This window comes from Geobacillus sp. BMUD (assembly GCF_013096845.1).
Lineage (GTDB): Bacteria > Bacillota > Bacilli > Bacillales > Anoxybacillaceae > Geobacillus > Geobacillus vulcani.
This window is the reverse complement of record NZ_SDLA01000008.1, coordinates 1-22,121: the sequence shown is the minus strand read 5'-3', so window position 1 is coordinate 22,121 and position 22,121 is coordinate 1. Positions and strand designations below refer to the sequence as shown.

At 52.7% G+C, this 22,121-nt stretch carries 21 protein-coding genes, 1 other RNA gene and 1 pseudogene; 6 read left to right on the top strand and 17 right to left on the bottom strand.

Annotation, left to right across the window (positions count from 1 at the left end; translation table 11 throughout):
- Positions 1 to 57: 57 nt before the first annotated feature.
- The gene (locus ETC05_RS10540; protein WP_171660962.1) at positions 58 to 1,233 is read right to left on the bottom strand and encodes a helix-turn-helix domain-containing protein; all 1,176 of its coding nucleotides are present in this window, start codon (positions 1,231 to 1,233) and stop codon (positions 58 to 60) included.
- Positions 1,234 to 1,458: 225 nt separating this feature from the next.
- Here ETC05_RS10540 and ETC05_RS10535 point away from each other — a divergent pair, with 225 nt between their 5' ends.
- The 3 genes from ETC05_RS10535 to ETC05_RS10525 all read left to right on the top strand — a co-directional run bounded on the left by ETC05_RS10535 (position 1,459) and on the right by ETC05_RS10525 (position 3,071).
- Positions 1,459 to 2,049: a DUF6230 family protein gene (locus tag ETC05_RS10535; RefSeq protein ID WP_042381706.1), complete on the top strand. Its 591-nt coding sequence runs from the start codon at positions 1,459 to 1,461 to the stop codon at positions 2,047 to 2,049.
- Between the two features lie 21 nt (positions 2,050 to 2,070).
- On the top strand, positions 2,071 to 2,496 hold the full coding sequence (locus tag ETC05_RS10530) for a DUF6114 domain-containing protein (protein WP_031407193.1): 426 nt from the start codon (positions 2,071 to 2,073) through the stop codon (positions 2,494 to 2,496).
- Between the two features lie 125 nt (positions 2,497 to 2,621).
- Complete coding sequence (locus tag ETC05_RS10525) at positions 2,622 to 3,071, top strand: staygreen family protein (RefSeq protein WP_171660961.1); 450 nt, start codon at positions 2,622 to 2,624, stop codon at positions 3,069 to 3,071.
- A 217-nt stretch (positions 3,072 to 3,288) separates the two neighbouring features.
- Here the strand turns inward: ETC05_RS10525 and ssrA are convergent.
- From ssrA to secG, 5 genes are all read right to left on the bottom strand, one after another.
- Positions 3,289 to 3,640, bottom strand: a transfer-messenger RNA (tmRNA) gene (gene ssrA / locus ETC05_RS10520).
- Between the two features lie 223 nt (positions 3,641 to 3,863).
- Positions 3,864 to 4,331 (bottom strand): SsrA-binding protein SmpB, encoded by a 468-nt coding sequence (gene smpB / locus ETC05_RS10515; RefSeq protein ID WP_031407179.1) that lies wholly within the window; start codon positions 4,329 to 4,331, stop codon positions 3,864 to 3,866.
- A gap of 81 nt (positions 4,332 to 4,412) precedes the next feature.
- Positions 4,413 to 6,680 carry a ribonuclease R gene (gene rnr, locus ETC05_RS10510; RefSeq protein ID WP_171661007.1) on the bottom strand — a complete coding sequence of 756 codons (2,268 nt, stop codon included), beginning with the start codon at positions 6,678 to 6,680 and terminating at the stop codon, positions 4,413 to 4,415.
- Between the two features lie 24 nt (positions 6,681 to 6,704).
- A complete protein-coding gene (gene estA, locus ETC05_RS10505; RefSeq protein WP_031407175.1) occupies positions 6,705 to 7,445 on the bottom strand; it encodes a carboxylesterase in 741 nt (246 codons plus the stop codon).
- A 75-nt stretch (positions 7,446 to 7,520) separates the two neighbouring features.
- A complete protein-coding gene (gene secG / locus ETC05_RS10500; protein WP_171660960.1) occupies positions 7,521 to 7,757 on the bottom strand; it encodes a preprotein translocase subunit SecG in 237 nt (78 codons plus the stop codon).
- A gap of 590 nt (positions 7,758 to 8,347) precedes the next feature.
- On the opposite strand from secG, the gene ETC05_RS10495 reads away from it, so the two are divergent.
- Entirely contained in the window at positions 8,348 to 8,563 is a 216-nt protein-coding gene (locus ETC05_RS10495) for a hypothetical protein (RefSeq protein ID WP_031407171.1), read from the top strand.
- A 32-nt stretch (positions 8,564 to 8,595) separates the two neighbouring features.
- Here ETC05_RS10495 and ETC05_RS10490 read toward each other — a convergent pair whose 3' ends face one another.
- The 11 genes from ETC05_RS10490 to ETC05_RS10435 form a co-directional block, all read right to left on the bottom strand.
- Positions 8,596 to 10,095 (bottom strand): carboxylesterase/lipase family protein, encoded by a 1,500-nt coding sequence (locus ETC05_RS10490; RefSeq protein WP_031407169.1) that lies wholly within the window; start codon positions 10,093 to 10,095, stop codon positions 8,596 to 8,598.
- A 91-nt stretch (positions 10,096 to 10,186) separates the two neighbouring features.
- The gene (locus ETC05_RS10485; RefSeq protein ID WP_407059685.1) at positions 10,187 to 11,644 is read right to left on the bottom strand and encodes an MFS transporter; all 1,458 of its coding nucleotides are present in this window, start codon (positions 11,642 to 11,644) and stop codon (positions 10,187 to 10,189) included.
- 192 nt (positions 11,645 to 11,836) lie between these two features.
- Positions 11,837 to 13,129: a phosphopyruvate hydratase gene (eno, locus tag ETC05_RS10475; protein WP_031407166.1), complete on the bottom strand. Its 1,293-nt coding sequence runs from the start codon at positions 13,127 to 13,129 to the stop codon at positions 11,837 to 11,839.
- Positions 13,130 to 13,151: 22 nt separating this feature from the next.
- Positions 13,152 to 14,690: a 2,3-bisphosphoglycerate-independent phosphoglycerate mutase gene (gene gpmI / locus ETC05_RS10470; RefSeq protein WP_031407164.1), complete on the bottom strand. Its 1,539-nt coding sequence runs from the start codon at positions 14,688 to 14,690 to the stop codon at positions 13,152 to 13,154.
- Positions 14,683 to 15,444, bottom strand: a complete 762-nt coding sequence (gene tpiA / locus ETC05_RS10465; RefSeq protein WP_031407162.1) for a triose-phosphate isomerase — start codon at positions 15,442 to 15,444, stop codon at positions 14,683 to 14,685. Before tpiA ends, gpmI begins: the two co-directional genes overlap by 8 nt.
- 61 nt (positions 15,445 to 15,505) lie before the next feature.
- Positions 15,506 to 16,690, bottom strand: a complete 1,185-nt coding sequence (locus ETC05_RS10460; RefSeq protein ID WP_031407160.1) for a phosphoglycerate kinase — start codon at positions 16,688 to 16,690, stop codon at positions 15,506 to 15,508.
- A 122-nt stretch (positions 16,691 to 16,812) separates the two neighbouring features.
- Positions 16,813 to 17,820 (bottom strand): type I glyceraldehyde-3-phosphate dehydrogenase, encoded by a 1,008-nt coding sequence (gap, locus tag ETC05_RS10455; protein WP_031407159.1) that lies wholly within the window; start codon positions 17,818 to 17,820, stop codon positions 16,813 to 16,815.
- Positions 17,821 to 17,833: 13 nt separating this feature from the next.
- Entirely contained in the window at positions 17,834 to 18,883 is a 1,050-nt protein-coding gene (locus tag ETC05_RS10450; protein ID WP_031407157.1) for a sugar-binding transcriptional regulator, read from the bottom strand.
- A 123-nt stretch (positions 18,884 to 19,006) separates the two neighbouring features.
- Entirely contained in the window at positions 19,007 to 19,252 is a 246-nt protein-coding gene (locus ETC05_RS10445; protein ID WP_031407155.1) for a glutaredoxin family protein, read from the bottom strand.
- Positions 19,253 to 19,285: 33 nt separating this feature from the next.
- Positions 19,286 to 20,593 carry an RNA polymerase factor sigma-54 gene (rpoN, locus tag ETC05_RS10440; RefSeq protein ID WP_031407153.1) on the bottom strand — a complete coding sequence of 436 codons (1,308 nt, stop codon included), beginning with the start codon at positions 20,591 to 20,593 and terminating at the stop codon, positions 19,286 to 19,288.
- A gap of 380 nt (positions 20,594 to 20,973) precedes the next feature.
- A complete protein-coding gene (locus ETC05_RS10435) occupies positions 20,974 to 21,189 on the bottom strand; it encodes a hypothetical protein (RefSeq protein WP_031407151.1) in 216 nt (71 codons plus the stop codon).
- Between the two features lie 86 nt (positions 21,190 to 21,275).
- On the opposite strand from ETC05_RS10435, the pseudogene ETC05_RS10430 reads away from it, so the two are divergent.
- Positions 21,276 to 21,464: pseudogene (locus ETC05_RS10430) on the top strand (ISLre2 family transposase); the annotation flags it as partial.
- A 218-nt stretch (positions 21,465 to 21,682) separates the two neighbouring features.
- Positions 21,683 to 22,087 carry a peptidoglycan-binding domain-containing protein gene (locus tag ETC05_RS17875; protein ID WP_368668036.1) on the top strand — a complete coding sequence of 135 codons (405 nt, stop codon included), beginning with the start codon at positions 21,683 to 21,685 and terminating at the stop codon, positions 22,085 to 22,087.
- Positions 22,088 to 22,121 lie beyond the last annotated feature (34 nt).

Sequence of the window (22,121 nt, the reverse complement as noted above, 5' to 3'; positions counted from 1 at the left end):
GAGCAATCGGTGAAAATCTTGTGAAATCAGATGGAGCGGGCCCATCGATCCCGCTCGTCATCCGATCAGCCCAAGACGCAGCGCCTTCGCCACCGCTTCCGTCCGATTTTTCGCGTTGAGTTTCCTTAAGGCGCTCGAAATGTAATCACGCACTGTAAATTCGCTCAAATAAAGCTGGCAGGCTGCTTCCAATGTCGAGGCTCCGTCCGCAAGCAACTTCAAAATCTCCATTTCTCTTGGCGACAAGGATTCCGTCATTCCTTCCCATTCTTTTTTTGGCGCCTCGATCCATTTCAGCAGCAACTCCCCCGCGCTTTGGCCAAATTTCATCAGCGCGGGAAACAGGCGGCGGTCAACCTCAAAGAAACAGCCTGGTCCACGATCGAGAACGACGCCCCCAATCATTCGCCCCTCTGTCGGCACATACACCGGAACGATCACCAGCGAGGCCAAATCGAATGACTCGACATATGCCTTTGGAAACTGTTCGGCTGCCCTCGGCACGTAAATGGGACGAAAATGGCGAAATTCATGCACTTCCGCTTTCAATTTTCCCACGCTTTCTTTCAACATCGGAATATTGTCCAATTCCACGCGCAAACGCTGAATTTGCTCATGGTCCACCCCATGTCCGGACAGACCGATGGCTGTGCTCTCCTGATTGACAAATTGAAACAGCGCGCAGCGGTTGAAAGGAAGAAAATAGGAGAAACCAAAACAAATATGCATGGCCGATTCCGCCAACGTCTGCGCCCGCAAAATCCATTCGTTGAACAAAATGACGGCATCTTTCCACAATGATTCTGTTTTCCAAGCAGAATCGCGGCTGATTTTGAATGATTGTTCATTCACTTCATACAACAGCCATTCATTCCATTTGAAAAACAAATACCGCACGGCCGGGTGCAAGGCGGATGCCCCTGGCGCATGTGCCTTCAGCACTTGATGAACCGTATTTTCCATTACATTCAAAGAAAAGATGATCATCTCCGGATGAAACGCTCCGATGCGTTCGAGATACTCATCCGTTGGATGCTCGCCCCCGTACGGGAGCAATCTTGCTTGAACGAATTCGCAAAGCGCGGAAAACACCCCTTGAACCCGCGCATTCCGCTTGCCAAGCGCTTCACCGATCCGCTCCCATTCCCGGTTCAATTCCCCCTCATACCTATGCAAGATGTCGGCCGCTTCATGCAGCAAACGAAGCAAATGATCGTTTAATTCCTTCGACATCCCCATCCTCCCCCGCATCCCCACTAGTGATCGACTACTTTGATCATCTACTTTCTTAATTCGATCGGTCAATTCCTTCTTTTGCCCGTCACGTTTGTCCAAGAACACTTAAAAAATCCGACAAACATAGGGATTTAATGGAATGGATAATTGTCATAAAATTTAAACAGATTGACTAAAGCGCTTACAGCGCTGATCATTCAAAAAAGGGGGAGGAGAAACGCCATGGAAATGGCAACAAAACCGGTCATCATTGGGGGGCGCACAGCGAAAAAGCCGCTGATCGCCGCGCTGTTAGGGGGGTTCCTGCTTCTCGGAGCCTTGCTGTCGATCTTCGGGCTGACAGGCGTCGCCTATGCGCTGCCGCTCGGCGGGGTGGGGGAATTCACCGTCCAATTTGACAAACTGAACGGCAGCGGATTTAAAATGTACGGCGGGATCGCGGAATCGGGAGAATCGAAGCAAACGCCGGTGTTTGTCAACGAGATTGCGAACGCCAGCATTCAAGGGCTGAAAATTTCCAAAGACTTTGACAAACTTGGCATCCGCGTCGTCATTGAAGCGGGAGGCACGGTCACGATCGATGGGCTCGTGCAAAAAGCGACGCAAATTAACGGCAACATCTCCTTCGGCAGCCTGACGATGAAAGAAAACTACGTCGGCGATGTACAAGACCCGGTCCAAAAAGCAGCGCAAGAGTTCACCCAAGGGGCCGACAATATTACGATCGACAACGGAAACTTGAAAACCGTCTATTTGTTCCAACAAAAAGTGGCGCTGCCGGGCATGAAAGTATATTTTGAAAAACTCAATTAATTTCAGTAAGGATGAGAGGCATTGAGCACAATTCGTTCCGGTTGGCAGGCGCTTCAGCGCTGGCGCAGACGGCGGCCGTTTTGGGGGGCGACGCTGCTGTTGCTGTCGGGCTTGATCATTTTGTGGATTCCAGCGCACTTATATGAAATTTCGCTCGTCCCTGGCAGCACCGTCTTCGTCGGCTTTTTCCTCGGCGGGATGGTATTGTTGATGGCCATCTTGTCGTATGCAATGCCGCGGCTGGCCACCTTATTCGGCATCATCGGCATGTTCAGCGCGATTTTATCGATTATGGGCGCCTTGGGCGGCTTCTTAGTCGGCACGATTCTCGGCATCATCGGCGGGGCGCTTTGCATCGCCTGGCGGCCGCAATGGGCCGACTCCGCCGCCCCGCTGGCGCATAGCGAAGCGGCTGCGGACAAGGAGGCCACCAACGTCACCCACTGAAAGCCATGAAGCAAAACCGAACGCGGATCGGCCGTCCCGTTCGGTTTTGTTTTGTCATCGCCGCCAATAAAGGCACATATAGATGAATGAGATCATCTACTTTCCAGAACAGAAGGAGGACCGCCATGAAACACCTTTCTCCCGAGCGACTGCACGTCACCCAGACCGCTGGAATCACCCAGCTGTCACCGGTGAACGGCCGTCTGTACACCTTAACCCACTCGGACACGACTGGCGCCTTATTCCTCACGGTCTCCCGCACATTTGTCACTGATCAGCTCACTTCTCAACGCGATGAAGTGCTCGGTGAATGGAAACAAGCCGGGCAACAGCTGATGTTGTTTCTCTATGTGTTCGTTGGCAACCGTCAAATGGGCCGGCAAGAAAATGCGCGCCGAGCGAACGTATTCAAGAAAGAATTGCCGTTGGCGCTCGAAGCTATTCGCTACGGCGACCGCGATTTTTTTCGCACGTACCCGTTTTGTGATTGGTGCCCGATTTTCATTCATTTCACTTCCGAATACCCGGAGCTCAACCGGACGGAATATTATGGCACTCCGTATTTGTATAGCTGAAAACAACTCCGGCGATGTTCCGCCATTCGCCATCATTGAATCGCTGCGTTTTTTCTGTTTAGGGGGCACGAGCTGGATGCGAATCCCTCTTTCTCAATCCCCCTTGGCCACGGCCCCCTTCCCGCGATGATAGTGCACCATGTGTTCAAATTCCTCAAAAATAAAAAACGGCTGCCACTGCAGCCGTCATTGCGTGATTTGAAATTGAACAAACCAAAAATGGAGACGGTGGGAGTCGAACCCACGTCCAGAGGCATCGCCACTTAAGCATCTACGAGCGTAGTCGGTATATTTCGCTTCGCCGTCCGTTCCGCCTACCGACAGGCCTCCCGGCGGCTAGCCTGGTTCGTCTCTTCCCTCATCCTCAGGCGGCGGATTTGGGCGTAGCCCGCTTCATATGAGCCCCTCGAACGCCACGCGGGCGATGGCGGGAGGAGCTAGCTGCAGCAATTAAGCAGCTAAAGCGTAGTTTTGTTTGCCAGTTATCTTTAGGTGACGTTTTTACGAGGACGTCCCCCTCGGCTCGCCGCTTAAGCTCGACCTACCCCTGTCGAATCCGGATCGTCCCCGCGGTGCGAAGAGATCGGAACAGCTTAAGCCATGGATAACTGGCTGTTGCACTTTTTATTATACCATGGTTTTGCGCATTTTCAATGGGAATGTTTTCAATGTCGGTGAAAACCAACGATTTTTTCCAAAAGGATGGAATTCGCTAGGGAAGAAGAGCCGATGTTTCAAGGCTTCCCCACTTGAGAAACATCGGTTTTGACTTTTTCACACGCCGCTTGCTCCCTACAGCTTTTGCCGCTCGCGGAAGGCGCGTTCGATTTCGCGCTGCGCTTCTTTCCGTTTCATGTCTTCGCGCTTGTCGTATTTTTTCTTCCCTTTGGCGACGCCAAGCTCCACTTTGGCGAAGCCGTTTTTGATGTACAATTTCAGCGGCACGAGCGTATACCCTTGCTCTTTTGTGTAGCCGATCAGCTTGTTGATTTCGCGGCGGTTGAGCAAGAGCTTTCTCGTCCGCAGCGGATCATGGTTGTAGCGGTTGCCTTGTTCGTACGGGCTGATATGCATGTTATGGAGAAACACTTCCCCTTTTTCCACTTTGGCGAATGAATCTTTCAAATTCACCCGGCCGTTGCGGATCGATTTGATTTCCGTTCCTTGCAGCACAAGGCCGGCTTCATACGTCTCTTCGATGAAATAATCATGGTACGCTTTTTTGTTTTGGGCGATTACTTTTCCTTCGCCTTTGGGCATCCGTTTTCTCCCTCCTCATCGTAGCGTTTCTTATTTTATCAAAAACGAAAAAGAAGGAAAAGCCGCCTGTTCGGCTTTTCCTCACCGTTTTTTCTTTTTCTTCTTTTTCGCTTTCGCGCTGCGGTTTGGGCCGCTTTGCGCTTTCGGCTCCGCCTTTTTCTTTTGTTTTTTCCCTTCGATGACGACCGGAGCGGCTTTCGCTTTCGACGGGCGGCGTCCTTTCATGCCGACGACTTCAAAGTCGACGATCCGCTCGTCTTTGTTGACGTTGATGACGCGGACGGTGATTTCATCGCCGATGCGGTACATTTTCCCGGTCCGCTCGCCGATCATCGCATAGCTGCGCTCGTCGTAGCGGTAATAATCGTCCGTTAAATAACTGACGTGCACCAATCCTTCGATCGTGTTCGGGAGCTCGACAAACAGGCCGAAGTTCGTCACCGAGCTGATAATGCCGTCAAATTCCATCCCGATTTTGTCTTCCATAAACTCCGTTTTCTTCAAATCGTCCGTCTCGCGCTCGGCCTCGACGGCGCGCCGCTCCATATCGGAAGCGTGTTCGGCAATGTCCGGCAGCTTTTCCGCCCATTTTTGCTGGGTGTCAAGATCCATCTGGCCGTTGATGAGATACGTACGGATCAGCCGGTGAACGATCAAATCCGGATAGCGGCGGATCGGCGACGTAAAATGGGTGTAAAACTCGGTCGACAGCCCATAATGGCCGAGGCTTTCCGCGTCATAGCGCGCCTGCTTCATCGACCGAAGCATGACGGTGGAAATGACCATCTCTTCCGGTTCGCCGCGCACCGCTTCGAGAATTTGCTGGAGGGCGCGCGGATGGATTTGGTTGCCCGTTCCTTTCACGACATAGCCGAAGTTCGTGATGAACTCCAAAAAGCGCTGCAGTTTTTCCGGTTTCGGGTCTTCGTGAACGCGGTAAATAAACGGCACGTTCAGCCAATGGAAATGCTCAGCGACCGTCTCGTTCGCCGCCAGCATGAACTCTTCAATCAACCGCTCAGCGACCGACCGCTCGCGCAAGACGACATCGTACGGTTTGCCGTTTTCATCAACAAGCACTTTCGCTTCTTTAAAATCGAAATCGATTGCTCCGCGCTTCATCCGCTTGGTGCGCAAAATATCAGCGAGCTCGGCCATCAGCTCAAACATCGGCACGAGCGGCGCGTATGTTTCCCGCAAGGCTTCATCTTTGTCCACCAAAATTTTATTCACATCGGAATACGTCATCCGTTCCACCGTGCGAATGACGCTTGGGAAAATTTCATGGCGGACGACTTCGCCTTGCGGGGTGATTTCCATTTCGCACGACAGCGTCAACCGATCGACTTTCGGGTTGAGCGAGCAAATGCCGTTCGACAGCCGATGGGGAATCATTGGAATGACGCGGTCGACCAAATAAACGCTCGTGCCGCGCTCATACGCCTCGCGGTCGATCGGCGAGCCTTCCTCAACATAGTAGCTGACATCAGCGATATGGACGCCGAGCTTATAGTTGCCGTTCTCAAGCTTCGTCACCGTCACGGCATCATCCAAGTCTTTCGCATCTTCCCCGTCGATCGTCACGATCATCTCGCCGCGCAAATCGCGGCGCCCTTCCAAATCTTTCTCCGTAATGACATCTGGCACCTGGTTGGCTTGCTGAATCACGTCTTCTGGAAATTGAAGGGGAAGGCCGTATTTATAGATGATCGCTAAAATGTCGACGCCCGGGTCGTTTTTATGGCCGAGAATTTGAATGACTTCTCCTTCGGCGCTCATCCGCCCTTCTGGATACGACGTCAGGCGGACGACGACTTTATGCCCTTCGACCGCTCCGTTCGCCGCATGTTTTGGAATGAAAATGTCGTTGACAATCCGTTTGTCGTCTGGAATGACAAAGCCGAAATATTTGCTTTCCGTGTACGTGCCGACGACTTCCTTCACCCCGCGCTCCAAAATGCGGACGATCGTCCCTTCGCGGCGCGCTCCGGATGAGTCGGCCTGGATGCGCACCAGCACCGTGTCGCCATGCATGGCGTTTTTCAATTCGGACGGCGGGATGAAAATATCATCCATTCCCGGCTCCTCCGGTGTGACGAAGGCAAATCCCTTCGGATGGCCCGTCACTTTGCCGCGCACGAGATTCATCCGCTCAGGCACGCCGTAGCGGTTGCTTCGCGTCCGGACGACAAGACCTTCCTCTTCCATGGCGACAAGCGTTTTGACAAATTCCTTGAACCCGTCGGCATCCTCGATGCCAAACGCTTCTTCCAGTTCTTCGACCGTGAGAGGTTTATACGCCTCATCGCGCATAAACGTTAAAATTCGCTCCGCCAGTGTTTCATTCATCATCTGTTCCCTCCTTTCTGACGTTTACCAATCCAACGACTCCAAAAAGGCATAAATGTCTTCATGCAATTCATCCCGTTCCTCATCGAGCGTAATGACATGGCCGGATCGTTCATACCATTTGATCCGTTTGACCGGCGATTCAATTTCGTTATAAATGATGTTCGCGCTGTCCGGGTTGATCATCTCATCGTTCCGCGCTTGGACGACGAACGTCGGTGCATAAACCAAATCAAGATGGGCGCGCACATCGGCAATGAGTTCTTGCAAGGCTTTCAACGTCTTCATCGGTGTTTGCTTGAACCGTTCCATTTCCTGTTCGATTTGTTCCTCTGATTTTCCTTCCCGCTTTTTATACTCGCGCGCATACTCAAGCACACCTTTGTACATCGTTTCTTCGCTTTTGATGTACATCGGCGCGCACATCGTCACAATGCCTTCTATAGGTACAGTGTAGCCTAATTTCAAAGAAAATACGCCTCCAAGAGACAATCCGGCGACCGCAATTTTTTCGTAGCCTTTGTTTTTCAAAAACTCATAGCCGTTCATGACGTCTTGCCACCAATCATCCGGTCCGGTGTGAACGAGCTCTTCCGGCGGCACGCCGTGTCCTTTGTAAATCGGCGCGTGGCACGTATAGCCTTTCGATTCCAAGAATCGCCCAAGCATCCGGACATCAGCGGAGTTGCCGGTAAACCCATGCAAAAGCAACACGGCCCGCTCCCCAGCCTCAAAGAAAAACGGTTTCGGTGGAACCACTTTCATCATGCGTTCTCCATCCTTTCACGTTGAAATAGAAAAGGCAGCCCGTTTCTTGTAAGGACCGCCCCCGCTTTTCGTTTATGATGGTTGGACATATGTGACGAGAATCGTCAATACGAAAAACAAAATGGCCAATACAACCGTTACGCGCTGAAACACCGCATCGAGCCCGCGCGCTTTCTGCTTCCCAAACAATTGCTCGGCGCCGCCGGTGATCGCCCCCGACAGCCCGGCGCTGCGGCCCGATTGCAGCAGCACTACAACGATCAGCGCAACCGACACAATGACAAGCAGCGTCACAAGCAAGGCATGCATGCCTGACACCTCCAACGACCGACGTTGCAATGATTTTACTATACCACAGATTGCCGTTGGCGGCAACTGGCGAGCCTGTCTCAACACACCGAAAGGCATAGATTCACTTTTTTTAAAAAAACATAATCCGGAAGATGCTCAAATGGAGGAAATCGATGAAATCATTGACGAATGCTTGGCAAAAATCGCAACGCATCTGACTTGATCAGCCTGGAGGAAACGGAAGAATGGAACGGTGTCGAAGGAAAGACTGCGTTTCCTGTCTTTTCTAGGAGGCCGGTGATTTAGTGCAAAATACTACTGATTCCACCCATTTCTCAATTAGAGAAACCATGTAGAATCAGCTTTCTTTTCTGAATGAAAATGCCTCCTATTGGTGTGTGACAGCGGTTTTTCACCAGCCTACTAGACAGCCGAATCGAAGGGCGGGGGCCAAAAAAATTCTCCGCTCCTACCCTTTTGCATAGATGGAGGAACGTTTCATCCTCCACTGTTTGACCCTCCATGCCTTGGGCGCGGTATGATCATTGTCGTCCGCAGCCGAAATGAGTTACAATGAAAGCAAATCGGCAACGACGGGAGGGACTCCAATGGCAAGACCAGACGAACGAGTCGTCATCGCGATTGACGGCTACCAATTCAAACGGGCGCGGGAGGCGAAGGAAGGGAAAATTTTCGTCACGTCGCCGATCGGGGCGAACTTTACGTTTGACGTCAACGTCATGCGGAAGCTGCTTGAGGCGATCGACCGCGACCCGGCGCTGGCGGAACAGTTCGGGCTTCCTTCACCGGGAGCAAACGAATAACAAAGGAACGGCGGTTGGCCGTTCCTTTTTCCTTATGCGCGCGTCATCCACGCTTCCCGCTCGCGGCCAAACGGATCGTCTTCAACATGGCTCGCAGCCGAAAAGACAAACGCCGGTTTGCGCTCGTTCGTATAGATCGGCCACTTCTCTGGCAAATGCGCGCCGTTCGGGTCGCCGGTGCGGGCGAACGAAAGCCAAGCGTAATGCATTTGATTGGCGATCGCCTCGCGCTCCGGCCGGCTGCCGACAAAATTGGCGACGCCGGGCTGATGGAGGTTGTGAAACACAAACGGCAGCTCAAGCGCATGGCATGCTTTCAGCTGTCCGCCGAACACCGGCGTTTCATAATCAAACCGATACATGTACACCTCGGCCCCCTGCGCCGCCTGGGCATCCGCCGTCCGCAGCATCCCCTCGACAAAAACGCGGTACGTCATGATGCGCAGCCACGTTTGCCACGCGGGCGCTGACGCATCCGCCGTTTCCTTGTAATAGCGGATTGCCGCGTCCGGAATCGGCCCGACTTCACGGTTGATCCGGTCAAGCAGTTCTTTTTCGCCAAGCTTTGTCCAAGACGGATCGGTCAACGTAAACAAATGGTACTCGTCTTTCGTCACGCCAATCAAAATCGGAACACCGCTGGCCGCCCCATCGCGGAGCGCTTTGATCGGATGGCGGCGCAGCACATGTCCGTCAATCACCGGGCCGTACGTGATTCCTGGGCCAAGCGACATCGCCGCCTGCAACAGTTCATTGGCTGGAATCGACAACAGCCGATCACGGTCGCCTAGACGGACGCCGGCGCGCTCGAGAATACGCTCGGTCATGGCCATCGCCGTCTCCGATGAACGAAGAAGAAGCGAACCCGACCCGCTTTGCAAAATGGCGCGCCGAAACAGCCCGCGGGCCTCCGGAAGCGACAACAGCACGCCAACGCTCGCCGCTCCGGCCGATTCACCGAAAATCGTGATGTTGTCCGGATCGCCGCCAAACGCCTCAATGTTCTCCTTCACCCAGCGCAATGCCGCCACTTGATCCAAAATGCCGAGATTGCCCGCTTGGGCGTACGCTTCGCCAAATGCATCACCGAGATGCAAAAAGCCGAACACATTCATCCGGTAGTTGATCGTCACGACAACGGCATCACCGTGTTTCGCAAACGCCGCGCCATCATACCACGGCGACGAGCCCGAACCAAACAAAAAGGCGCCGCCGTGAATCCAAAACAACACCGGGCGCTTCTTCCCATCGGCCGCGGGCGACCAAATGTTCAGGTACAGCCCATCCTCGCTCGGCGGCTCGCTCATCCTCCCGAGCAATCCGCTGAAAATCGGATCCGACGGCTGCATGACAACCGGCCCGAACGATGTCGCCTCCCGCACCCCATCCCATGCCTCAGGCGGCTCCGGCGGCAAAAACCGGCGCTCACCGACCGGCGCTTTCGCGTATGGAATTCCTTTCCAAACGGAAACGCCTTCATTCGTTTCCCCGCGCAACCGGCCGTACCTTGTTTCAACAACGGTTCGCTCCATCCCTCTACCTCCTGAATATTCAAACGATTCAAAAATAGTATAAACCACCACCCCTCCCACGTCCATCGTTTTGCGCCCGCATGAGAGGTGCTCATGCCGCTTCGAAAAGAGAGGTCCCATACCGAAAAGCAAAGATCACCGCGCCCGAAACCGTCAGCACCATTACAGTTTCTCTTGGCGCACCTTTTCTCTCATTAATTAATAAAGAAGATAAACTAGTAACTATCCCCAAAGCACCTGCAATGAAGAAAAGATATTTTATATTGAAATAATCAACACTGACCCCAAAAATAAACTGGGCTACTGGCGTTGATAGCATTGAAATTGCCATCATAATACTATTCACTCTTCCTAATAAATGAATAGGCACAGAATGTTGAACAAAAGTAGGTATAAGGACTCCTATAAAACCAGTAATTAAACCAATTACGAAAACGAAAATTAGAGTAATGAAAAAGTTTTGGGTGAAACATAGTGCGGCAATACCAGCAGCTTGTAAAAGAAAAGAGAAATATATAACCTTCAATTCAACCTTGTGAATGCTTTTAACTGAAAAGATTAAACCAGTTAACAAACTTCCCATTGACATCGATGAATATATATATCCTAAATACTTAGCATCATCACTAACATTTTTAGCCAAAAAAGGGAACAATACATTAACCCCGTTTGCTCCAATATTTACAAAAAACATAGTTATCACCAAATAAAAAATCATTTTTTGTCTATTCAAAAAACTAAAACCGAGTCGTAAATCCGAAAAGTAAGAAGTGTTGTCATTATTGTCGTTCATATTTTCAAGATGACTATTTTTACAATCAACAAACAAAATGGAAAAAGTTGAAAATACATATAAGATAGACATGGCGATCAAGGAACGTTCTATTGAGATTGATTCAACCATCCAAGCGGCGATTAAAGGACCCAAAATGATCGTTGTTCTTACAACAGTGAAGTATTGACTATTGAGACGACTTAAATATTCAGTAGCGACTAATCTTGGCTTTATTGATTCTGAGGCTGACCAATAAAAAGCATCAATCGCTCCAAACAAAACGGAGACCATTATGAGAATGACAAAAGAGATCGTATGATCCCATAACAGAATAGCTAAAACTAACACAATGATTGCCCTTATTATGTCTGACAACCACAGAAACAACTTTGCCCCTATTCGATCAATAACCGGTCCGCAAAGAAGCCCAGCAATAAATCTCGACAAACCTAGAGAAAATAAAACTGCTCCCATCAAAAAACCTGATTGTAAAACGTCAGCAATATACCAAGCTATAACAACACTGTATATGATGTCCCCCAAGTTGGAAAGAAACGTTGCTATGCAAAATTTTGTAGCGTTCAAAATGATCCCCCTTAAAAAGATTGAGACTAGGCATGTCATGCACTTGTGAAACAGAACAAAAATTCGTTGAAGCGCTTCCTGTGCTTCGGCAAATCCTCGTAACGTTCGCCCTGCCCATTTCTCGTTAAAATCTTGGATCGTCAAATACACGACTTTTTCCGCGGCTTCTAAACTGCTCAAACGGTTCATCCAATTCTATTCTAAAAATAAAAAACAACAAAAACTATTCCTGAAAATTAGACAATTTTCTACAAATTATGAGATGGAGAGGCGCAGTTTTCCTGAATGCGTCAAGACGTCTTGATCACCGCCAGCCATTCAGCGCCCTTTTGCCTCCATCAAAACAACAGGCGCCCCCTCCGTTAGGGACGCCTATTCCCGCTATTTTTTCAAATTGTAAAACGAGCGGATGCCTTGGTATATCGCGGTGTGGCCGAGCTCGTCCTCAATGCGAAGCAATTGGTTGTATTTCGCGACGCGGTCTGTACGTGAAGGTGCACCTGTTTTAATTTGACCAGCGTTTGTCGCCACCGCGATATCGGCGATCGTGCTGTCTTCCGTTTCGCCGGAGCGGTGCGAGATGACTGCCGTGTAGCCGGCGCGTTTCGCCATTTCGATGGCATCGAACGTTTCGGTCAACGTGCCGATTTGGTTGACTTTAATCAAGATTGAGTTGCCGACGCCTTTTTCAATGCCTTCGGCCAATTTTTTCGTGTTCGTCACAAACAAATCGTCGCCGACGAGCTGCACTTTGTGGCCGAGCCGCTCGGTGAGCAGTTTATGGCCTTCCCAGTCATTTTCATCGAGCCCGTCTTCGATCGAGATGATCGGATATTTCGACACGAGCTCTTCATACCAAGCGACCATTTCTTCCGACGTTTTGACGACGCCTTCGCCTTCCAAATGGTACTTGCCGTCTTCTTTGTTATACAGCTCGGACGACGCGACGTCCATCGCGAGCATCACTTGTTCGCCCGGTTTGTAGCCGGCTTTTTCGATCGCTTCGATGATCGTTTGCAGCGCTTCTTCGTTCGATTTCAAGTTCGGGGCGAAGCCGCCTTCGTCACCGACTGCCGTGTTGTAGCCTTTCGCTTTTAGCACCGCTTTTAAGCTGTGGAAAATTTCCGCCCCCATGCGCAGCGCTTCGCGGAAGCTTTCCGCACCGACCGGCATGATCATGAATTCCTGAATGTCAACGTTGTTGTCCGCATGCGCGCCGCCGTTTAAAATGTTCATCATCGGCACCGGCAGCGTTTTGGCGTTAAAGCCGCCCAAGTATTGGTACAGCGGCAGACCCAGTTCGTCCGCTGCCGCGCGGGCGACGGCCAGCGACACGCCCAAAATGGCGTTGGCGCCGAGCTTGCTTTTGTTTTCCGTGCCGTCTAATTCAATCAGCTTCCGGTCGATCGCCACTTGGTCGGTGACTTCGAGGCCGATGATTTCCGGCGCGATCACTTCGTTGACGTTTTCGACTGCTTTTAGCACCCCTTTGCCGAGGTAGCGGTTTTTGTCGCCGTCGCGCAGTTCGACGGCTTCATATTCCCCGGTTGAGGCGCCGCTTGGCACCAGCGCGCGGCCGAAGCCGCCTTCTTCCGTATACACTTCCACTTCCACCGTTGGATTGCCGCGCGAATCGAGCACTTCACGCGCATACACATCGATAATCGCAGACATCTCGATACTCTCCTTTCAAGATTTATTCATGAACGATTAACGTTTTTCCGGTCATTTCTTTCGGCTGCGGCAAGCCGAGCAAATCGAGCATCGTCGGCGCCAAGTCGCCTAAAATGCCGCCGTCTCTGAGCTTGATGCCTTTTTTCGTTACGATAACCGGCACCGGATTCGTCGTATGGGCCGTTTGCGGCTTGCCGTCCGGCGTCAGCACTTCATCCGCATTGCCGTGGTCAGCGGTGATGATCGCGATGCCGCCTTTGGCCAAAATGGCATCGACCACTTTGCCGAGGCACTCATCAACCGCTTCCACCGCCTTGATCGTCGGTTCGAGCTTGCCCGAATGGCCAACCATATCCGGGTTCGCGTAGTTCAAGATGATCGCATCGTACTTATCAGCCGCAATCTCTTTCAGCAGCGCGTCCGTCACTTCATACGCGCTCATTTCCGGCTTCAAGTCGTACGTCGCCACTTTCGGCGAGTTGATCAAAATCCGATCTTCGCCCGGAAACTTCTCTTCGCGGCCGCCGCTGATGAAAAATGTCACGTGCGGATATTTTTCCGTCTCGGCGATGCGCAATTGGCGCAAGCCGTGCTGCGACAACACTTCGCCAAGCGTGTTGTCAAGGTTCGTCGGCTTGAACGCCACGTACCCTTTCACCGTTTCGCTGAAATGCGTCAAGCAGACAAAGAACAAATGCTTCGGATGCTTCGGCCCGCGGTCAAACTCGCGGAAATCTTCGTTCGTGAACGTGTTTGAAATTTGGATCGCCCGGTCGGGGCGGAAATTATAGAAGATGATCGCGTCGTTGTCTTGAATCGTCGCCACCGGACGGCCGTCTTCGCGGACGATGACCGACGGTAGGACGAATTCGTCGTAAATGCCATGCTTATAGGAGTCTTCAATGCATTCAAGCGGATCCCGGTACGTCGGGCCTTCGCCGTACACCATGGCCCGATACGCCTTCTCGACGCGGTCCCACCGCTTGTCGCGGTCCATCGAGTAGTAGCGGCCCGATAACGTCGCGATTTCACCGACGCCGTATTCCTTGATTTTTTCCTGCAGTTCTTTGATGTATTGCGGCGCCGTTTGCGGGCCGACGTCGCGGCCGTCCAAAAAGCCGTGGATGTACACGCGCTTCACGCCTTCTTTCGCCGCCAGGCGCAAAAGGGCGTACAAATGGTGAATATGGCTGTGCACCCCACCGTCCGAAAGCAAGCCGAACAAATGCAAGCTCGTCCCATGCTGCTTCACATGGTTCATCGCCGCCAAAAACGTTTCATTGCGGTCAAACTCGCCTTCGCGAATGGCGATATTCACCCGCGTCAAGCTTTGGTAGACGATGCGGCCGGCGCCGATGTTTAAGTGCCCGACCTCCGAGTTGCCCATTTGCCCTTCCGGAAGCCCGACCGCCTCGCCGCACGCCTTGAGCGTTGTATGCGGGTATTCGTTCCAATAGCGGTCAAAGTTCGGCTTCTTCGCTTGGGCGACCGCATTGCCGTATGTTTCCTCGCGCAGCGCAAACCCGTCCAAAATGATGAGAGCCACCGGTTTTTTACTCATGGCGGCCCGCCTCCACCAATTGCAAGAATGAAGCCGGCTCGAGGCTCGCCCCGCCGACTAAGGCGCCGTCAATCTGTTCTTGCGCCAAGAAGTCGCGGATGTTGTCCGGTTTGACGCTGCCGCCGTATTGAATGCGGATCGCTTCCGCCGCTTCCGGGCCAAACAAGCGCGAGACGACCGAACGAATATGGCCGCAAACTTCATTCGCATCTTCGGCGGTTGACGATTTGCCCGTGCCGATCGCCCAAATCGGCTCGTATGCGATAACCGCTTCCTTCACTTGGTCCGGCGTCAATCCCGCGAGCGCTTTTTCCACTTGTGAAGCGACGACGGCGTTCGTCTGCCCCGCTTCCCGTTCCTCAAGCGATTCGCCGCAGCAAATAATCGGTATAAGCCCACGGGTGAAGGCCGCCAACACTTTTTTGTTCACGGTCTCATCCGTTTCCGCAAACATTTGCCGGCGCTCCGAATGGCCGAGGATGACATACGTAACGCCGATGTCTTTCAGCATGACCGGGCTCACTTCGCCCGTGTACGCCCCTTGGTCGGCAAAGTGCATGTTTTGCGCCCCGATGTTTAAATCGGTGCCCTCTGCCGCTTGCACTAACCGATCCAAAAAGAGAAACGGCGCGCAAACGATGGAATCGACTTCGTCCGCCGGCGGCACGAGCCCTTTTACTTCCTCGACAAATTGAACAGCTTCCGCCAGCGTTTTATGCATTTTCCAGTTGCCTGCAATGATGCGTTTTCTCATCGTTCACCCTTCCTTTCGATGGGCGGTGTCCGCCGCCATGCGCCCAATCTGGCGCCGTGGGTCATTTGTCTTGCAACGCAACGACACCCGGCAGCTCTTTTCCTTCCATGAATTCGAGCGAAGCGCCGCCGCCGGTGGAAATATGATCCATTTTGTCGGCCAAGCCGAATTTTTCAACCGCCGCCGCTGAGTCCCCGCCGCCGATGACCGAATACGTGTCGGTCGCTTCCGCCAATGCTTGGGCAACCGCTTTTGTCCCATGGGCGAACGCCTCCATTTCAAAGACGCCCATCGGGCCGTTCCAGACGACGAGCTTTGATTGACGAATGACATCGCGGTACAATTCGCGCGTTTTTGGACCGATGTCAAGCGCCTCCCAATCGCTTGGGATGGCGTCAATCGGCACGACTTTCGTATTGGCGTCGTTGGCGAACCGGTCGGCGATGACGACGTCCACCGGCATATAAAAACGGACGCCTCTTTCTTTCGCCTTTTCCATAAATGATTTGGCTAGGTCGATTTTGTCCTCCTCCAGCAACGACTTGCCGACGTCATGGCCGAGCGCTTTGACGAACGTATACGCCAGCCCGCCGCCGATGATCAAGTTGTCGACTTTCTCAAGCAAATTGTCGATGACGCCGATTTTGTCTTTCACTTTTGCGCCGCCGATGATCGCTGTAAACGGGCGGTCCGGATTCGAGAGTGCCTTGCCGAGCACTTCGAGTTCTTTTTCCATCAAAAAGCCAGCGACCGCCGGCAAGTAATGAGCGATGCCTTCCGTCGACGCATGGGCGCGGTGGGCGGCGCCGAACGCATCGTTGACATACAGATCCGCCAGCTCCGCAAACGCTTTGGCCAGCTCGGGATCGTTTTTCTCTTCGCCGGGGTAAAAACGGACGTTTTCCAGCAAGAGCACATCGCCTTCGTTCAAGTTCGCGACCGCCGCTTTCACCTCATCGCCGACCGCTTCATTCGTTTTGGCGACCGGCCGCCCAAGCAGTTCGCCGAGCCGCTTCGCAACGGCATCCAAACGCAATTCTTCGACCACTTTCCCTTTCGGGCGGCCGAGGTGGCTCGCTAAAATGACTTTCGCTCCGTTTTCGATCAAATAGCGGATCGTCGGGAGTGCGGCGCGAATGCGCGTGTCATCGGTGATGGCGCCTTCTTCCATCGGCACGTTAAAATCGACGCGGCAAAAGACGCGTTTTCCTCTCACCTCAACATCGCGAATCGTCTTCTTGTTCATCGTTCGGGCCCCCTTTTGGCTGCAGTTTCGACAAAGGAAAAGGAGTGGGGATCATTTCCCCGCTCCCCTCCATTTCCCTATTATAGACTTGAACGGATGGAAAACTCAACGCCGAGCCGACATTACAGCCCTTTGGAGGCGATGTAGGCGGCCAGGTCAACGACGCGGTGCGAATAGCCCGTTTCGTTGTCATACCACGAAACGACTTTCACCATTTTGCCTTCAATGACCATCGTCGACAGCGCATCGATTGTCGACGAAGCGGTGCTGCCGTTGTAGTCGCGCGACACGAGCGGTTCTTCACTGTAGGCCAAAATGCCTTTCAGTTCGCCTTCCGCCGCTGCTTTCAACGCCGCGTTCACTTCTTCGACCGTCACTTCTTTTTCCAGCTCCGCCACCAAGTCGACGACCGATACGTTCGGCGTCGGCACGCGCATCGCCATGCCGTTCAATTTGCCTTTCAATTCCGGCAGAACGAGCGCCACAGCTTTCGCCGCCCCGGTCGTCGTCGGGATGATCGATTCCGCTGCCGCACGGGCCCGGCGCAAATCTTTATGCGGCAAGTCCAAAATTTGTTGGTCGTTCGTGTACGAGTGAACGGTCGTCATCATGCCGCGGATGATGCCGAATTTCTCATGCAGCACTTTGGCAAACGGCGCCAAGCAGTTCGTCGTGCACGAGGCGTTCGAGATGACATGATGGGCTTTCGGGTCGTATTTGTCTTGGTTGACGCCCATGACGATCGTAATGTCCTCGCCTTTCGCCGGCGCGGAAATGATCACTTTTTTCGCGCCCGCTTCCAAATGCTTCGCGGCGTCTTCGCGTTTCGTGAAGCGGCCGGTCGATTCGACGACAATGTCAACGCCGATCTCGCCCCACGCCAAGTTCGCCGGATCGCGTTCCGCCTTGACGATGATTTCTTTGCCGTTGACGACCAAGTTGTTGCCGTTCACCGACACTTCGGCATCCAGACGGCCATGGACGGAGTCGTACTTCAACAAATGCGCCAGCGTATTGGCATCGGTTAAATCATTCACCGCCACCACTTCAATGTCCGGGTTTTTCAATGCCGCGCGGAACACGTTGCGCCCGATGCGGCCAAATCCGTTAATCCCAATTTTTACTGCCATCGTTGGTTCCTCCTTATGAATTAGATTGTATCGGCAAGGGACTTGACTCCCCTACTAACGCTTTCGCGGCACCTTCGTCCGTCACCAGGAGCGAACGCGGGGCCTGCTTCATGTAGGCGCGAATGGCCTTCGCTTTCGATGCCCCTCCGGCAACGGCAATGACATGCTCGACATGCGGGAGGTGTTCCAGTTGAATGCCGACCGTTTTCACTTTATGCACGACGTCGCCGCGCTCGTTGAAATAGTAGCCGAACGCTTCAGCGACCGCATGGCGGGCGATGATGTTTTCCATCTCCGCAGGCGGCGTTTTCCGCCGCTTGGCCATCGTCATCGCTTCGCCGATGCCGTGGACGACCATGCGGCACGATTGAATGAGTTCCAACACTTCTTTCACCGCCGGCTCTTCGACAAGCGACGCGTACGCTTCATCGCTCAAGTGGTCGGGCACGTGCAGCAACCGATAGCGGCCCGTCGCTTTTTCCGCCATTTTCGCACAAATCGTGTTCGCCTGATTCTCAACATCTTCACCAAGGCCGCCGCGCGCCGGCACGAACAACACATCGCGAAGCTTCGAATCCGGCGTCATCATCTCCGCGACCGCCGCCATCGTCGTCCCGCCGGCCACGGCGACGATGTCCCCGGGTTCCAGCAGCTCCTTCATGCAGGCGACACACGCTCTTCCCATTTCTTTTTTTACCCAAGGGGAACGGTCGCTATCCCCGGCGACAACAATCACGCGCGGAATGCCGAGCTGCCCCTGGAGCGCGGCTTCTAGCTCTTTGAGACCGAGCGCTTCCCGCATGAAATCATTGAGCGTATGAAGGAGCGCCTGGCCTTCCTCCGTCAATCGCATGCCCGACACATCGGCGAAAAGCAAGTTTTGCCCTTTCAAAAACTCCGTTTCCGATCGGAGCACCCGCTCGCTCATGCCAAGGCTCGCCGCCAGCGCCCGCCGCCCGATCGGCGCCATGAGCGAAATGGAGTGCAAAATTTGATATCGTTTTTGCATAACATCAAGCAAGTCAGGCAATAACTTTTTTTGCGCCTCTAATAACGATCGCATCGGCTCTTTCTCCTTGGTTTGACATAGGGACATTATTTGTCCCGGTGTGACATATTATGTCCCACCTCTTCATAAAAAATTCCTCCCGCGCCATGTCCATTATAACAGGAGGCGGCGGGGCGTTCAACTGTTTTGCGCCGCCCGCAACCGCTTTCTCACCGTTTCTTTTTCAATCATTCCATAGCCGATTTCTTCGCCGTTGAGTTCCACGACGGGAATCATCAGCTGGTATTTTTCAAGCAGCGCATCATCTTGATAAATATCCACTTCTTCGATCGTAAAGGCCATGTCCGCCTGCAGCTCCATCAACACCGCCTTGGCTTTTTCACAAAGCGGGCAGTTGGTTTTCGTATACAAACGGATGTGCATCAGTTTCTTCCTTTCTTCCATCTTATGCATGATTTACAGATTCGTGTATTGCTTCCGCTTCGCCGAGGACGGAATGCGCAGCTGCTCGCGGTATTTCGCCACCGTTCGCCGCGAGATGGCGATGCCGTGCCGGCCGTGAAGCAAATCGGCAAGCTGCTGGTCGGAAAGCGGCGCTTGCGGGTCTTCGGCGGCAATCAGCTCTTGGATGATCGCTTTCACTTGGGTCGACGAAGCGGCCTCATCTGTTGCCTCGGCGGTAGCGGCGCTCGAAAAAAAGCGGCGCAGCTCGACCGTGCCGAACGGCGTTTGCGCATATTTATGGCGCACCGCGCGGCTCACCGTCGATTCATGCACCCCCAGTTCCTCAGCCACCTCGCGCATTGTCATCGGTTTGAGCGCGGACAGCCCGAATTCGAAGCACGGGCGCTGCCGTTCCACGATGACCGCCATCAGCTGAAGCAGCGTCTGCTTGCGCTGTTCCAGACTTTTCGCGAGCCACGCAAACTGCCGATATTTTTCTTTGATAAACTGTTCGGCCTGCCGGTCGCCGGATGCGGCAATGCGCTGCTCGTACTCCCGGTTCCACCCGAGCTCCGGATGGATGTCGTCATTGTAGGCGACCACCCAGTCTCCATCCGCCCCCCTGGCGACGATCACATCCGGCACCACCAAAGGCGGTTTGTCGCTCGAATAGTGAATGCCCGGCCGCGGCTCGAGCGAGCGAATGAGCTCAAAGACGCGCTGCAGCTCGCCAAGACCGACGCCAAGCTGCTTGGCCAACGTTTTCCACGACTTTTCCGCAAAGGGGACAAAATGGCAGCGGACGATCGTTTCCGCCAGCTCGTCGCGCTCCGGAAGGCGTTCGAGCTGCAAACGAAGGCACTCGGCCAAATCACGCGCCCCGACTCCCGGCGGGTCGAGCGACTGAACGAGGCGCAGTCCCCGCTCCATCTCTTGTTCTGACGCAGAAAATTGCGCCGCCAGCTCAACGAGCGGGACACGCAAATAGCCGTCCTCATCAAGCGAAGCGATGAGACAACGAACGATGCGCTCATCCCGATCGGCCAGCTTGAGCGAAGGCAGCTGAGAAAGCAAATGGCCGACGAGCGTCTCCTGCCGGGCCCCGATGTTCTCCAGCCACTGCTTTTGGTCCCGTTCCGTCCGATGGACCCGCTGCCGCCCCCGGCTGCGGCGAATTTCCAAAAACGGGTTTTCCAGCGACCGCTCATATAAAAACGCTTCCAAATCCACCGCGGAATACTGAAGCAGTTCAATCGCCTGCACAAGTTCCTTCGTCAGCGCCAACTGCAGCCGCTGCTCCTGCCTTAACTCCGCCCTCATCGTCACGCCCCCTTTTCTTTTATTGTACACGACGGGAAGGGGAGGAGGTAGAAGAAATTTTTGACGGCTGCCTGCAGGCAAACAGACGAAGGGAACCAAAAACGCCCCCTTCTTCTGACCCTATGTAGCGATCAAAACGAAAAACGACCGCAAACGCGGTCGCATCAAGGGATTTGGGAATCTCAATCCGAACTTGTCGGATAGTTGGAACGCCCCTCGGCAGGATAATAACCATATCCTAAAAGTATTGATATTTCAATATTTGAGCCACACGTTCTCTTGCATCGTGCAAAATTTGTGCAAAATTATTTTCGGCTGCTATCCCGTGCAAAAAAGGCGGAGCGATCCGCCTTCTTTTCGTTGCTCATATTCCATCCTTTTTAATCTTCCTCATCATCTTCTCGATGAAAGAAGGGATACTTCAGAAGCATTTTCTGAAACGATCCCTCATCCCTTATGGGAAGACGGCGATGCGGAAACTTGTAGTAGCATTTTTGATGCATGACAGTATTGACGATGTCGAGGAACCCTTTTTCGTCTGGCTGAATCGGCTCAGAACAAATCGGGCAACGCAGGCGGCCGATGATTGGAAACATGTTCATTTCTCCTTCCAAGATAATAACTCATCCAATAAATACTTCATCAAGTCATTTCTTTGGAACGACTACCATGAATTTCGTGGAGAAATGGGCGGTTGGAGGAGGAAGAGACCCGGACTGCAGCCTCGGCCAAGCCAGCTCGGATCGAACAGGACAAACGGAAGACAGGGCGGTTGTTGGCGGATGTGATGCGTCAAAACATCCCGTATCTTCAGCGGTCATCAGGGACGCCGATGTATCAAGCGCCGTCGGCACTTCAGGATGTTGGTTAGGTGTAAAAAATGGAATACAATATCACCGCCTCAAGATGAGGGATGAGAGTCCGAAAGCGTTTGCGATATTAATTCCTGAAAATTGTTCACTAACCGTCCATTTACAACGTCCGTAGTGAACCAAAAAAAGTTCCCACAAAGTCTTGACTGACTCCGCCAAAGTTGTTAAGTTTAAATTATGAAAATTCGGAAAATATAATGATAGGGGGGAGTTAAAAGTGGTGAAACGTCTATCATTATGTTTAGGAGCCTTTCTACTCGGACTAGGATTATTTATTTCGCCTAAAGGTGCTTCCGCCCATGATATGGAAGACAATTGGGCCAATAACGACACGATCGGCTATGGATACGAGACAGACGGTGGGTATGTTCTAGCCATTCAACGAATGCTAAAAGATACACCTTGGGGTTATAGTGCAGTCGACGGATATTGGGGTTCTAAAACCTATAATGGAGTGGTTAATTTTCAAAGAAACGAAGGTATAGCGGCCGATGGTATTGTTGGACCTGTTACATGGGAAGAGTTTGAGTGTAAATTATCACTTTATTTCCGCACAAAAAAGACTCTTTTTTGCACATTCCTTCGGAATATCCCTCTCCCCCTTTCCGAAAGAATGTGCTAAATTTTTTGTGAATTATTTCGGAATGGGACATGGG